The organism is Chryseobacterium sp. OSA05B, from assembly GCF_019970065.1.
Taxonomy (GTDB): domain Bacteria; phylum Bacteroidota; class Bacteroidia; order Flavobacteriales; family Weeksellaceae; genus Chryseobacterium.
Genome location: NZ_JAHXYH010000006.1, coordinates 21,864 through 35,563, shown reverse-complemented (window position 1 = coordinate 35,563; position 13,700 = coordinate 21,864). Strand labels below are relative to the sequence as shown.

Here is a 13,700-nt window from a genome sequence, read left to right as displayed (position 1 = left end):
ATCAGATCGCTTTTCTCAGTTTTTTATAGAAAGCTTCTTCCAGGTCTGCAATATGAAGCATAGATTTTGAAAGGTTGTTGTAGATGTCGCTTTTTGAATTTCGGTTTTTGTAAACACGCGCAATATCTACGGCAAAGTCTCTCCACAGATCACCGATGGCGGTGATTTCTTTGGATAGTTCTTTTAATTCATCATTTTTAAGAATCACGGCCGCTTCCTGAAGAAATGCTCCGTAGATAAATCTGAAACCGCCGCCGCCGGTACCGATCTCTTCCTGCATTCTGATCAGCTGTCCGAGATAATGGTTGGTGACTTTGGTTCCTTTCTTTTCTGCCCATTTCGGGATGCTTTTAGCAACCCATCTCATAGCTTTTACACCGATAAGGGGAACCGGAGCCAGCATATTTTTGCAAGTATCTTTGATTCCTTTTTTAATGGCTTCTTCAATATTTACATGGTCCGGGATGTACGTCGGGTAGTACATATGTCCTTTTGGAGGTAATGCGCCTTTGGCATATCTTACCTTTTCCAGTTCAGCTTCGGACAGGGAAGTTGTATAATCCATTACCGGGTCGCTGATCAGGAATTTCCCGTCCTCTTTTCCGTAGACTACAAGGTTGTGGGCATTGAAGTGGAATTTATATTCTTCAGGGAAATAGGTAAGGTTGAAAACGCCTACCTGAAGTCCTGTCGGGATATTCTGATTTAAGTTTCTTTCCAGAGCGGACTGGGCCTCTTTAGGATTAGAAAATTTTTCTCTTTTGATTTTAATTCCCAATCTTTTGGCTGCCTTACTGAAAATAGCACCCGGCATCGGACGATAGCTGAAGCCTGGAGCAAAATTGACTTTCAAAAATGGCAGATAGACAAAAAACAGTCCGGAACCGATCCCGAAGATCATTGGTTCACTGAGTTTTAAGCCTTTGTTGAGTAACAGATTGGAGGCAACACCGTTTTCGCAATGTGCGGTCTGATGGTGTTCAAAGTTAAGTTTCATTTGCTGCTTTTATCTTTTTCATTGGCGAAATGAAATTATGCATAGGATGGTATGCTTCATTTCAATATTATTTTCCGTCAAAGTTCTTTAATTCATCCACTGAAATCCCGAATGCATCGGCATATTTTTTCAGTACGGATTCGCTTAGTGTTTTAAATACTTTTGGTTTTGCGTGTCTTTTCACTCTCCACTGCCACATTCCGACATAGGAAGCGAGCACACTCAGATCCATTTTATTCAGTTCCATGAAATAAATGATGGGACTTGATATCTGATTAGCGACGTCCTGTCTGGCTTCTTCAATTCTTTCATGAATAAGTTCCAAAGATTCTTCCAGGGCTGCTTTTTTAGCTTCCCAACCGATGCTGTTGGCCGTCGTATAATTATCGTTTTCATCCGTCACATACAAGACTTCAGTCATGTTTGCTGACTTCAGATTGCTTTCATCCTGAGGCAGGTCTTGTTTTTTCATGTAAACCGTATTATTGTTTTACTTTAAGATGAAAATTCATTCACCTTTTTAATTCTTTTTAATCAGTTGGCTAAAATAGTGAAAATACATTATATGTAAATCATATTAAATCAGAATGCTCAGGATGGGCTACTGAAAGGGATCAGACTGTTTTTGATGCAAAATTATTAATTCCTAATTTGTAACATTTATGCTGTAACAACTGTATAATATTCGTAGACTAATAGAGTTCTAAGAAATTTGGATAAAATAAATAAGACTTATGAAGAAATTTTTTATTTCTGTTTCGCTTTTCTGTATGATCAGTGCGATGGCGCAGAAATTTGACACACAAACACTTACAGATAACCAGGGCTATACCTATCAAACGGTAAAGAATGATCAGTCCGGAGTAAGGGTGTATACTCTGAAAAACGGATTGAAGGTGTATCTGGCTAAAAATGATGATGCTCCGAGAATTCAGACCTATATTCCGGTAAGAACAGGATCCAATAATGACCCTAGCGACAATACCGGTTTGGCGCATTATCTGGAGCATATGGTTTTCAAGGGAACTTCTCATTTGGGAACTCAGGACTGGGCAAAGGAAAAAGCATTGCTGCAACAGATCTCTGATCTTTACGAGCAACACAAAGCTGAAAAGGATCCTGAAAAGAAAAAACTGCTTTATAAGAAAATAGATGAGGTTTCTCAGGAAGCTTCCAAATATGCGATCGCTAACGAATATGATAAAGCGATTTCTTCATTAGGTGCCACGGGAACAAACGCTCACACCTGGCTTGATGAAACGGTTTATAAAAACAATATCCCATCCAACGAGCTTGAAAAATGGCTGCAGGTGGAAAAAGAACGTTTTTCCGAACTGGTACTGCGTCTTTTCCACACAGAACTGGAAGCGGTGTATGAGGAATACAACAGAGCTCAGGATAATGACGGCCGTCTTGTCAATTATGCCATGATGGAGGCTCTTTTCCCAAAACATCCGAATGGTCAGCAGACAACTATCGGAACTTCAGAACACCTGAAAAGCCCGTCAATGGTTGCTATTCATAAATATTTTGACACCTATTATGTGCCTAACAATATGGCAGTTGTTCTGGTAGGAGATCTTGATTTTGATAAAACCATAAAAATGGTAGATCAGTATTTTGGAGCTTTCAAATACAAAGAGCTGCCGATGAAAAAGATGGTATCGGAACAGCCTATGGAAAGCATTGTGACGAGAACCGTGAAAAGCCCGAGCACACCGAGAATGACTCTTGCATGGAGATCCGATTCCAATGGAAGCCAGAATGCAAGGTTAGCAGACGTAGTTGCAGAAATTTTAAGCAACAGGGGAGATGCCGGTCTTATAGATCTTAATATGAACCAAACACAAAAAGTACTGGGTGCAGGCGCTTACGAATCTGCCTTTAAAACCTATGGTGCTTTTACAATGTCTGTAACTCCGAAAGAAGGACAGAGTTTTGATGATGCTAAAAAATTATTGTTAGATCAGTTGGATCTTGTGAAAAAAGGACAATTTCCGGATTGGATGCTGAAAGCGATCGTTAATGATAAGAAAGTACAGCGTATGAAGTCGTGGGAAACGGCAGACGGATTAGCGACCACATTGTACAGTACTTATATCAACGAGCAAACCTGGGAGCAGGAATTGAATGATATCAATCAATATGAAAAAATCACAAAAGCTGATGTCGTGAAATTTGCCAACGAATTTTTCAAAGACAACTATGTGGTTGTGTATAAAGAAAAAGGAGTGAATGATAAACTGGTTCGTGTACAGAATCCTGGAATTACCCCGATCAAGCTGAACAGAGAAGCACAATCACCTTTCCTTAAAGGTATATTGAGCAGTAAAGTAGCTGAGACGAAACCTGAGTTCATCGATTATAAAGCGGCGATCCAGACCACTCAGATCAAGGACAAGAAAGTTAGCTTTGTAAAAAATAAATATAATGATGTAGCGCAGATCAGCTATATTTTCCCTTTCGGAACTGATAATGATAAGGAGCTGTCCATCGCAGTGACCCTTTTCGAATATCTTGGAACGGATAAATATACTCCTGAACAGCTGAAAGGTGAGTTCTACAAACTGGGAATCTCTTACAGTTTCAGAACTTCAAATGATCAGGTGATAATCACTTTAAGCGGTCTTGAAGCCAATATGAAGAAAGGTGCTGAGCTGATGAATCACTGGCTGACGAATGTAAAAGCAGACAAAGACACTTATTCGAAGACTGTAAAAACTATATTGGAGGCAAGAGCCGCCGGTAAAAAGGATAAAACAAGAATCATGGCTGCTCTGACGAATTATGCTAAGTATGGTAAGAATTCAAGAATGACGGACATTGTTTCTAAAGAACGTCTTGAGAGTATTGATGTGAACGAACTGACTAAGAAAATCAAAGTACTTAACCAGTCTCCCTATGAAGTATTTCTTTACGGACAGGAGCAGTCAGGTTTAGAAAAAGCAGTGAAGCCATATATCGCTGAAACAAGTGTTCAGCCGGCAAAAGCTAAAGAATATGCTGAGCCTGCTGCTGAGGGAAAAGTATATTTCACCAACTACGATATGGTTCAGATGGAAATGTCTAAAGTAGCCAAAGGAAATGAGGTGAACTTAAGCAACTTCGGAAAAGCGAATGTTTTCAACGAGTATTTTGGAAGAGGACTGTCTTCTATTGTATTTCAGGAGATCAGAGAAAGTAAGTCACTGGCTTACTCTGCTTATGTTTCTTACGCTAATGCAACGGAAAAGGGACATGCGAACTATATCACAAACTATATCGGAACTCAGGCCAATAAGCTTCCGTTAGCAGTCAATGCAATGAATGATCTTATGGTGTCTCTGCCACAGATTCCTGCACAGTTCGAGAACTCAAGGGGTTCTGCGCTGAAGCAGATTGCTTCTAACAGAATTAACAGAACGAATATTTTCTTTAATCAGATGGCACTGAAAAAGCTGGGAGTAGATTATGATATCAGAAAAGATATATATTCTGAGATTCAGGGGCTGACCTTACCGCAGCTTACGAGCTTCTATGATACTGAGATCAAACCTGTAAAATACAATACAGCGATCATTGGTAAAAAAGAAAACCTGAATATGGAATCCATCAATAAAATGGGAACGTTCCAGGAGGTATCTCTTGAAGAAATCTTCGGGTACTAACCCTTTATGATACCAATTTTTTAAGCGGAGCAGCAATGCTCCGCTTTTTTATTTTCTGATTTTAATTTCGAAATACATTTATCTGTTTGGACGGTAAGTCAGTTTTACCAGCAGATATACTTCCTCTTTGTCAAGATCGTTGCACCAGGTGCGCTGAGAAACAACAGCATCATTATACAGATCAAGATCATCCATATTGTTATAATATTCCAATCTTTCAGAGGTCTTGTATTTAAAAAATGAAATAAGATTCACTTCATCCCCAATTTGCGGAGCGATTGGAAACTCAACAGAATTTTCAAAATCAAATTCAACATTATCTGAATAGAACCTTACTTTTACACTCATACTTTTATTTTCATCAAATATATCGAAAAATAAGGGTTATTAAGTATTTGGGAAAGGAAGATGAAGGCTGGAAGTTACTGGCAGGTTTTTAATGTATGATAGCTTATTATACAATTTGATAAGGGAGTTTTAAAGGAACAATAAAACAGGCATAAAGTTATTCCCCGACTTCAATAACTCCCAGCCTCTATCTTTCTTCTCCACAATCATCTTTGAAAATCCGTGCCATCCGTGGTTAGAAACATAAAAACTCATCTTTTCACGAATAGGCAGATCAATAGAAGGACTTTAGTCTGTTTGGCGCTTAACGTTCAACATCCGATCGATCCGGATTTAGCTAAAACCTACATTTGATCTGATGTAGCAAAAAAAAAACCGCACGATAATCGTACGGTTCTATATTTTCACTGAAGTGGATTCTTAAGATTTTACCTCCTGAATAAACAGATTGATCTCTGCCCTAATCAGCAGCTCCTCATTATTAAATGTCTCACAAAAAATATTGCAGACATTTTCATACTGAGAGATCAGTGAGGCTTTTGAAATGATCTTATCTCCTGTCTTCGGAAGACCAAAAAGTTCGATCTTTTTAATATTGGTGATAAAGCCGATCACTTTGGTATCTGCTTCTGGATTTTCGAAGAAGCTTTGTCCCAGAATAGAAGAGCAGGTTTGAGCAAGATTTTCAATCAGGCCGGCTTCTGCAAGTTCATTATTGTGGACGAAAACATTATCTTCTTTAATTTCAAAGGAAGTCACAACTTTTTCTTTGGTCAATTCCAGGATATAATCTGCCATCAGCATCGGTTCGCGGTGCGGCAGAAAGTTATGTATATTGATAAGTTGGTCTTCTCTGATCTCCATGACAGTTATTTTACAGCAGTTTTCATTTGGGATTTTGCAATGATTGCGCCATTCAGTTTCGTGACAATATCTACCAGCGTTACGCCCATTACTTCATTCAGGATCGTTACTTCCGATACCAGACGGTCACCTGTTTTAGGAAGGGTTTCCGCTTCAAAAGATTTGATGGCACCGATATATCCGGTAGGCGCTTCTTTTCCTAGAAGATAATATTTGTAACCGGTATGTAAAGCCACACTCTGTGCCTGATGCTCTATAAGTCCGGAAGCCTGAAATGTTCCGTCCTGGATAAAAATATTATCATCTTTGATCTCAAATCCTGATATAAGATGACTTTCAGAAAATTCCGTAAGCTCATGAACCATGACAAACGGAAAACGCTGTGGAATAAGGCTTCCTACAAAATCTGTATCGGATGTTGGCAGTTGGTGTTTCATTAGCAAACCGTTAATAGCGCACAAGAGTAAGCAAATCTTCCGCTTTCAGGAACACAAAGTAATACTTTTTCTCCTTTTTTCAGCGTTCCGGAATTCATTAATTCTTCCAGGGCTACGAAGATAGAACCGGCTCCGATGTTTCCGATGTCAGAAAGGTTGTAGAACCATTTCTCTGCCGGGAAATCCATTCCTTTTTTAGCAAACTCGTCTTTCAGACCGTCTTTGAAATAGCCTGAAGAAATATGAGCCAGAACGTGATCGATCTTTGCGGGATCCAACTGATGTTTGTCGAAAGAAGATCTTAAGCTTTCCGCACCCTTTACCAGGATGTATTTGTCCAGGATCTTGGTATCTTGCTTGATCGCAAAGATAGATTGCTTCAGCCATTCATCAGAAGGGTAGTCTGCCCATGATTTAAGGCTTCCGTCCTCCTGCTTGTCGCATCCTGCATACATACACGCTTCAATCTCGTGAGCGTAAGAATAGAAATCGATGAATTCTATTTTTAAAGAAATTCCAGTTTCTCTCGGCTTATTTTCAAGAAGGAATGAACCTGCACCGTCAGAAAGCATCCATCTCAGGAATTCTCTCTTGAAGGCAATGATAGGTCTTTCTTCCAGTGCTTTTAAATTTTCAGCTTCATGGTTGAATTTATCGGCGGTCATCCATGCAGACATTCTTTCTGAACCTGCGCATACTGCATTTTCATTCACACCGGCCTTTACAGAAAGGAATCCGTAGTTCAGGGCATTCATCCCGGAATTACAAAGACCTGTAGCGGTATTAATTTCAATAGATTTACCGATATTCAGCTCACCATGAACCATAGAAGCGTGTGAAGGCTGCATCTGATCCGGAGAAGTAGTTCCTACGGACAACAGTTTCATATCTTCCTTTTTGAAATTTTCATCGAATAGTCCTTCTACAGCTTTTGCTGTCAGCTGTGCATTGGTGTGAGTAGGATTTCCTTCTTTGTCCAAAGCATAGTATCTTGTCGTGATCTTGTTGTTTCTTAAAATCAATGATTTTGCTTTAGAAGGAGCGTCATTTATCAGACCAAGATAAGTCTCCATTTCATCATTTGATACCGGGTTGTTAGGTAAATATGTTGATGCTTTTGTTATAAATACGTCGTACATTCTATTTTAAATTAATTCCTTGTAAATATGTTTTTTGTTTTTGTCTTTTAAACCAGAATATGGGGGTTGTCAGTAGGTGTAAAACTAAGACGACAGGTGAGATAATCCATATCGCGGCCATCAAATATACCTTAAAGAATTTTATCAGCAATGGACGTTTCTCTTTTTTCTTTATAATCAGATTAGACCATATGGTGAATATTTTGTTTCCTACTTTTTCCACTCTCACTAAAAAAGGGCGGATTTCTATCGCTCCGTTTTGTACCAGTTCAGGTTGAAGACCGGACAGATTTCCACTGTTGAAATGCTTTTCTATAATGCGGCCATACTTTACAGATCCTGAAATCTCTTCATCCGAAACCCCAGCAGCAGGAAGCATTCCCGATTTCTCTTTCTTTCCCGTAGTCAGCCAGCGTAAGATCGTCAGTACACTTGTATAATTGTCGTGTCTGTCCACTAACGCTATGTTTCCTACTAATTTTGCTCCAAGGTCTTTTAGATATACCTTCAGTTTCTCCTGAGAAAGCATCCACATATTTCTGGTTCCGGAAATGGTTACCACATCAGTATCTTTCAGAATCTTTTCCGCAAAGCCACTCTTTAAAAAGGAGATGATGGGAATAGACGGGGTAAGATACCATACCTGATATCCGAATAAGATGAGGTCATACTTTTTGTTCAGTATCTCTTCAGAAGGTGGAAAGATCTCTTTCGGGATCTGAAGATAAGATTCAGGAAAAGTATTGAAGAAAACATCTTCCGGCCATGGAAAAGGAAAGTCCTCTTTCAGCTGAATATTATAATACGTAACATCATATTCCTCTTTTTTGGCTTCAAAAGGTTGCGCCACATTCTTCACAATATCTTCCAGCTGTCCTGTCTGCGAATAATAGATTACGAGTATATTTTTTTTCATTAATATTCTTTAGCGGTTACAAAAATATGCTTTTCATATTTATTTAGTGTTTTTTGAATATTTTTATTCCTTTTGAATTAAATTGTTCATAATAATCTGAATTATTAAAGTCTGAATTAATTGTATTCAGGAAGATAATCGTCTCAGGAAGTTTTTCCAGCGTATGAAGGTCAAAATGGTGATCCGTAACCAGAAGAGTATCAGTGCTCTTGTGGATCTCAGAAACAGTTTTGATGTAATGAATCTTTCTCCTTTTCACCAGATAAGTCTGCATAGCAACCTGCCTTTTTTCTTCATCTGTAATGAGTGAAAAAATCCTTCTTTCTGCCTGATAAAGGGTTAAAAGTACATCTTTTTGTCCAAAGTCATTAGCCATATGCAGAATAGATGCATCCCTTGCAATGTGCTTATTCAATTCAAAATAAACTGATTTGTTCGCATTGAAATCATCTTTAACTTCTTTTACCACCTCACTGTCTTTGAATAAATAGCTCAGGAATAATTTTTTCCTGAAATAATTTTCATCCTCCAGTTCGTTTCTAAGCGCGGCAAATTTTTCTCTGAAATACGCATTGATCTTTTTCGTTCTTTCTGAATAGTTTTTCCCAAAGCTCATATCATCTTTGCTGATCCTGTCACCTACTTTTACCGTAATGCTTCCGTCGTAGATGATGAAATCCCCTTTCGGCAGTACTTCAGAATTCCCATGAATGTATAATGGAAGAATATCCAATCCGAACTGTTCTGCAAGATAGAATGCTCCTTTGTGGAATCTTTTTACATCATTTGTATAAGAACGTTCCGCTTCCGGAAAAACAACCAGCGAATATCCCTGATCAATTTTTTCTTTCAACTTTTCTATACCGTTCTCTATTCCCTGCGAAACCGGATAAAAGCCGAGCGCTCTTACCAGTTTTCCGAAAACCGGAGAATCATACACCCAGTCATTCACCAGATAAATGATCTTATGCGTTGCCATGGCGATGGCAAGTGTATCCAGGAAAGAGGTATGATTGGCAATGATCACGGCCGGTCTGCTAAAATCTTCTGCCGGATTTTTTATCACTGTTTTCTTTACAAAAGGACTGATGTGCAGTACCGATGTTAAAAATTTAGCTAAAATTAATTTAATAATATCTAACATTTTCCCTTTTGATTTTTTGACAAAGACACTTCCGATCAGTGAAAAAACCAAACCTCCCAATCCATAGTAAAAGAAGGAAATGATACATCTTAAAAACAGTCTGAAAGTGATAGGCGAAAGTCCTTTTTTGGCCCTGTTTGTAATGAGTAATCTAAACCAGAAGGGATAAAGCGTTGAGGTAATAATGATCACGGAAAACATCCCGATCAAGGCCACCAGCGCCAGTGAATGTAAAGCCGGATGTTTGGCAAAGATCAGAGAGCCAATAGACAATATCGTTGTGAAAACTGCCAGAATAATGGAGGTTCTGTAAGTCGGAAGTTCATTTTTCCCGGTTGTATGTTCCTTCTGCATCGCCTTTGTAAGGAAAATACTGAAGTCATCTCCCACACCGAATACCAGTGTACAAACTACTGTACTGAAAATATTCAATTCCAATCCCAGGAAATAAAGAATACCAGCCGTTACCACACCGGTCAATACAATCGGAAACATGGTAAGAACCGTAAGTTCGAAGTTCCTGAAGAAAACAATGATCGTCAGAACAATGGCGAGAAGAGAATAATTGATCAGCGTACTGAAATCTCTCTTCAGCAGTCCCAGAAAGTTTTCGTTCATCTGCTGGCGGTCGATAGCCAGTGCATCATGATGTTTCTCAACATCTTTTATAAAGTTGTCTCTTTTCTTCTCATCTACCTTGACGACATTGGAAACCGTATAAAAACCGTTTTCATTGCTCAGGAATTCGGAGATCTGTAAAGCTTTTACTTTCTCATAATCTTTGAGGCTTAATTCCGTATAGTTTTTATTTAAAACTTCATTGAAAGTATCAAAAGCACTGCTGTTGAAGCCAAACTTATTTCCACTGCTCACCATTTCTGAAACCGTTCGGTTTTTCTTATCCGGATCCCAGAATTTCTTCCATGTTTCGATTCTTTGTTTCTGATCCTTTTCAGACAGGACAACGTTTCCAAGGGAGCTGTAGCTCAGGATTTTTCCTTCCTTTTTTTCTTTTTCAAGGAAATTGCTCAGGCGGGAGTTTCTTGCCAGTGCCTCTTCCTCCGAATCTCCATAAGAAATGGTATAAATAGATTTGGAAGTGATGTCCGAAAGCTTCTGCAACTTGGCTTCACTTATCTTTAAGTCTTTCGGAATGTAATTGAGGTCCCCGATATCTTCATTAAAACCTACATGCCTGAAGCCAAAAAGACAGGCAACGATGATGATAGAACAGCCTATAATCAGAGGTTTGTTTTTCTCATAAGGATAAGACCCGATCTTATCGATGAAATTGGTACTGTGATGATCTTCTTTCTGTTTAGGTTTATAAAGTTGAGGTACAATGATCAATGCCGTGACCGAAGATAAAATAACAGTAATTGCGGCAAAAAGACCTAGATCCTTCAGCGCTTCAGAACGTACAAATACCAGACACAGAAAAGAAACAGCCGTCGTGGCACTGCTCAGTACGATGGGCTGTGTGATCTCTTTGTAAAGCTCTTCTATATTGTTATTATGCTTGTAATGGGTAAGAATATGAAGAGCATAATCTATCGTAATTCCAATAAGGATAGCGCCTACACTTAAAGAAATAGCGGAAATTTTATCTTTAATGAAATAAAGGATCAGCAGGGCAAGGAGCACCGAAAACACAGTCGGAAGAAATACGATGATCGGAGTAAAAAAGTTCCTGAAATAATAAATCAGAAGGACCAATAGCACTGTCATTGAAATCATGACCGTATTCTGGATATCTTTTTTGATCTGTTGAGCATTCGCCACGGCAATTACCGGAGAACCGAAATAGCTGAGCTCTGTTTTTCCTTTAAACTGTTTGTTGATACCATCTTTTATCTCGTTAAGTTGGTTGATAAAAGCCTCATTGCCCTTGGTGTCATTGCTTTTATTTTTCGGTTCAATGAAGAGAAGAAGATTTTCCCCGTCTTTGGTTACGATATAATTATCTTCAAGTTTGAAATCTTTGCTGATGTTTAAAGCATTTAATTTTTTGATGCCTAAATACGTAATTCCCAGCGGATCTTTTTTGATAAACTCTTTTGTCACAAGACTCGTTGGAGAAACCAGGGACACATAATTGTTCTCTACCTGTTTTGAAATGCTGTCTTTCTGAAGTTTCCGTTCAATTTCCTTATAATCGTTTTCATCAAGGAACAGGGGGAGATTTTGGTTCACAAAATCAAATGTTTCAGAGATTTCACCGTCATTGACCTTTCCCTGAACAGAGCCGATGTATTTTTTCAGAGGTTCCACTTTCTGAAGAAAAGTGTCAGCCGTCTCGGAAAGCTGGAATTCATCTTCCTTAGATTTGTTTTCTATGATCACGATGATCTTGTCTGAAAAATTCAGCTGTTTAAGAACTTTTGCTGTAAGATCTGATTTTTCATTTTTAGGTATGATCTGGTTAATGTCCTCTTCAAAATTAATTTTTGAAGCAAAAAAACCGCATATTACAGCTATTCCTAGCGTAATAATTGCAGAAAGAATCTTATTTTTGGAAATCAGATAATATAAAAATATAAAAAAACGATGCATTACATTGTGAAATCAAGTCTGCAAATTTAATTTTTTCAACATTAGTTCAAAACATTTGGGCTATAAGTTTTGTCTGAAAATCAACAAAATATTCTAGGCAGAATAAAAAAATATTCTACTTTTGCAAAAGTTCCCTTTCAAAAAATATATTTTCAACCCATATTATTATTAAAGAAATAAGAATCTGTTTTAGATATGTTGAAAAAAAATGATGAAAAAATAGACGGATTTCTATTTCCCATAGTATTTCCTTTTCTGCTGTATTTCCTATCTAGTGACAGATCTGGATTTTCCCTGTGCAATGTACCGATTAAAAAAAACGATAGACTAGCATGAGTATATTACATCCATATTTCTTAGTTGCAATGGTCTACATGCTTTTTTTCAGTCTGATGGAAGTATTTGGAAAAAAAGTAGAAAAAAAGTGGCTTTGGCTTTTGGGAGTATATCTTATTATCCTGGTTGGTTTCCGTGATAATGTAGGACCCGACTACGGAAGTTACAGAGGATTGTACATCTATTCCGATACCAAAAGTTATGAAAGTATCTTTCTGAAGATGCTGCATATTGAAGGCCCCGATCAGCTGGATGTAGAATGGCTGTATACTCTGATCAATAAGATATTGCTCAATATTTTTGATGCACCTTTTTACGTCCTCACGCTCGTGATTGCGATCTGCGCTATTTCTTTTAAGATAGAATATACGGAAGACAATACTTTTTATCCTTTCACATTTACCCTGTTTATGTTTGTCCCCTACTTCTTTGTTGGGGAGAGTGGGCAGATCCGGCAGAACTTAGGAACATTCATTGTTTACTTTGCCATCCGGTATATCAAAGAGCGGAAACTCTGGCATTATCTCTTCTTTATATTTATTGCATCCGGAATCCACACGGTAAGTTATCTGTTTCTTCCGCTGTATTGGCTAGCCCGTATTCCTCTGAGCAAAACCGTAATGCTGGTGCTGATCATAGTTTCAATATTTCTTTCGCCGTTTGAAATCTACCGGGTTTTTGGAGATTTCCTGAGTGGTATGGCGTCTGACAATATCCTTGTAGAAGGTCTGAATGGATACATGGATGAGTCCATAGAAAGACTGAATGGTGGTTTCGGGATCCCGGAGGCCATGATGATGATCCTCACCTTCTTCCTCTTTGCGTTCGATACCAAAATGAAAGAACTGTATCCGTACTACGAATACCATAGAGCCTATGCGGTAATAGGGATATGTTTTTACTTTATTTTCAGAAACAATCCCGTATTCTCATCCAGGCTGGTAGGAGCATTTATCGGGTTTTCTTATATCATTATCCCCAATACAATGTATGTGGTTTCCAGTGGAATGAAAAAGGTAATTTACTCCTTTATCATAGCCCTTGTTATTTTTAATTTTGTGGTGTTCTGCTCCTTTAATAATATAAAAGTAGGCAGATTTACAACCGAACTTTATAAAAATCACATTCTTCCTTAGTAATTAATCTATCGATCATATCATATAAAAGACAGCGGCAGACCTGTCTTTTTTTTGTGGTCTTTTCTGGATGATTTCCTCCGGAATATTAAGATATATTCAAGTTGAAATTTCCGGATCTGATATGTCATTTGAATCATCTATTTTTGCATCCTGTGAAACGAATTGTGCCGTTTTTGTATT

10 protein-coding genes are annotated in these 13,700 nt (G+C 38.2%); 2 read left to right on the top strand and 8 right to left on the bottom strand.

What is annotated here, in order from left to right; all coding sequences use genetic code 11:
• Position 1: 1 nt before the first annotated feature.
• Both LC419_RS19965 and LC419_RS19960 read right to left on the bottom strand, forming a co-directional pair.
• Entirely contained in the window at positions 2 to 997 is a 996-nt protein-coding gene (locus LC419_RS19965; RefSeq protein WP_223608998.1) for a BtrH N-terminal domain-containing protein, read from the bottom strand.
• A 67-nt stretch (positions 998 to 1,064) separates the two neighbouring features.
• On the bottom strand, positions 1,065 to 1,469 hold the full coding sequence (locus LC419_RS19960; protein ID WP_223608997.1) for a hypothetical protein: 405 nt from the start codon (positions 1,467 to 1,469) through the stop codon (positions 1,065 to 1,067).
• Between the two features lie 262 nt (positions 1,470 to 1,731).
• On the opposite strand from LC419_RS19960, the gene LC419_RS19955 reads away from it, so the two are divergent.
• Positions 1,732 to 4,644: a pitrilysin family protein gene (locus LC419_RS19955; protein WP_223608996.1), complete on the top strand. Its 2,913-nt coding sequence runs from the start codon at positions 1,732 to 1,734 to the stop codon at positions 4,642 to 4,644.
• Between the two features lie 78 nt (positions 4,645 to 4,722).
• Here the strand turns inward: LC419_RS19955 and LC419_RS19950 are convergent, their stop codons facing one another.
• The 6 genes from LC419_RS19950 to LC419_RS19925 form a co-directional block, all read right to left on the bottom strand.
• Entirely contained in the window at positions 4,723 to 4,992 is a 270-nt protein-coding gene (locus LC419_RS19950; RefSeq protein ID WP_223608995.1) for a hypothetical protein, read from the bottom strand.
• A 420-nt stretch (positions 4,993 to 5,412) separates the two neighbouring features.
• Positions 5,413 to 5,856: an ABC transporter permease gene (locus tag LC419_RS19945; RefSeq protein WP_223608994.1), complete on the bottom strand. Its 444-nt coding sequence runs from the start codon at positions 5,854 to 5,856 to the stop codon at positions 5,413 to 5,415.
• Between the two features lie 5 nt (positions 5,857 to 5,861).
• Positions 5,862 to 6,293 (bottom strand): hypothetical protein, encoded by a 432-nt coding sequence (locus LC419_RS19940; RefSeq protein WP_223608993.1) that lies wholly within the window; start codon positions 6,291 to 6,293, stop codon positions 5,862 to 5,864.
• Positions 6,293 to 7,432 (bottom strand): beta-ketoacyl-ACP synthase III, encoded by a 1,140-nt coding sequence (locus LC419_RS19935; protein ID WP_223608992.1) that lies wholly within the window; start codon positions 7,430 to 7,432, stop codon positions 6,293 to 6,295. Before LC419_RS19935 ends, LC419_RS19940 begins: the two co-directional genes overlap by 1 nt.
• Position 7,433: 1 nt before the next feature.
• A complete protein-coding gene (locus LC419_RS19930) occupies positions 7,434 to 8,348 on the bottom strand; it encodes a dialkylrecorsinol condensing enzyme DarA (RefSeq protein WP_223608991.1) in 915 nt (304 codons plus the stop codon).
• Between the two features lie 43 nt (positions 8,349 to 8,391).
• Complete coding sequence (locus tag LC419_RS19925) at positions 8,392 to 12,045, bottom strand: MMPL family transporter (RefSeq protein WP_223608990.1); 3,654 nt, start codon at positions 12,043 to 12,045, stop codon at positions 8,392 to 8,394.
• 332 nt (positions 12,046 to 12,377) lie between these two features.
• Here LC419_RS19925 and LC419_RS19920 point away from each other — a divergent pair, with 332 nt between their 5' ends.
• Positions 12,378 to 13,517: an EpsG family protein gene (locus LC419_RS19920; protein WP_223608989.1), complete on the top strand. Its 1,140-nt coding sequence runs from the start codon at positions 12,378 to 12,380 to the stop codon at positions 13,515 to 13,517.
• Positions 13,518 to 13,700: the final 183 nt, after the last annotated feature.

Bases quoted from the DNA above. Each gene is read 5' to 3' on its own strand.
- LC419_RS19935 (WP_223608992.1), bottom strand. From the start codon at position 7,432: ATGTACGACGTATTTATAACAAAAGCATCAACATATTTACCTAACAAC.
- LC419_RS19930 (WP_223608991.1), bottom strand. From the start codon at position 8,348: ATGAAAAAAAATATACTCGTAATCTATTATTCGCAGACAGGACAGCTG.
- LC419_RS19925 (WP_223608990.1), bottom strand. From the start codon at position 12,045: ATGCATCGTTTTTTTATATTTTTATATTATCTGATTTCCAAAAATAAG.
- LC419_RS19960 (WP_223608997.1), bottom strand. From the start codon at position 1,469: ATGAAAAAACAAGACCTGCCTCAGGATGAAAGCAATCTGAAGTCAGCA.
- LC419_RS19920 (WP_223608989.1), top strand. From the start codon at position 12,378: ATGAGTATATTACATCCATATTTCTTAGTTGCAATGGTCTACATGCTT.
- LC419_RS19965 (WP_223608998.1), bottom strand. From the start codon at position 997: ATGAAACTTAACTTTGAACACCATCAGACCGCACATTGCGAAAACGGT.
- LC419_RS19945 (WP_223608994.1), bottom strand. From the start codon at position 5,856: ATGGAGATCAGAGAAGACCAACTTATCAATATACATAACTTTCTGCCG.
- LC419_RS19950 (WP_223608995.1), bottom strand. From the start codon at position 4,992: ATGAGTGTAAAAGTAAGGTTCTATTCAGATAATGTTGAATTTGATTTT.
- LC419_RS19955 (WP_223608996.1), top strand. From the start codon at position 1,732: ATGAAGAAATTTTTTATTTCTGTTTCGCTTTTCTGTATGATCAGTGCG.
- LC419_RS19940 (WP_223608993.1), bottom strand. From the start codon at position 6,293: ATGAAACACCAACTGCCAACATCCGATACAGATTTTGTAGGAAGCCTT.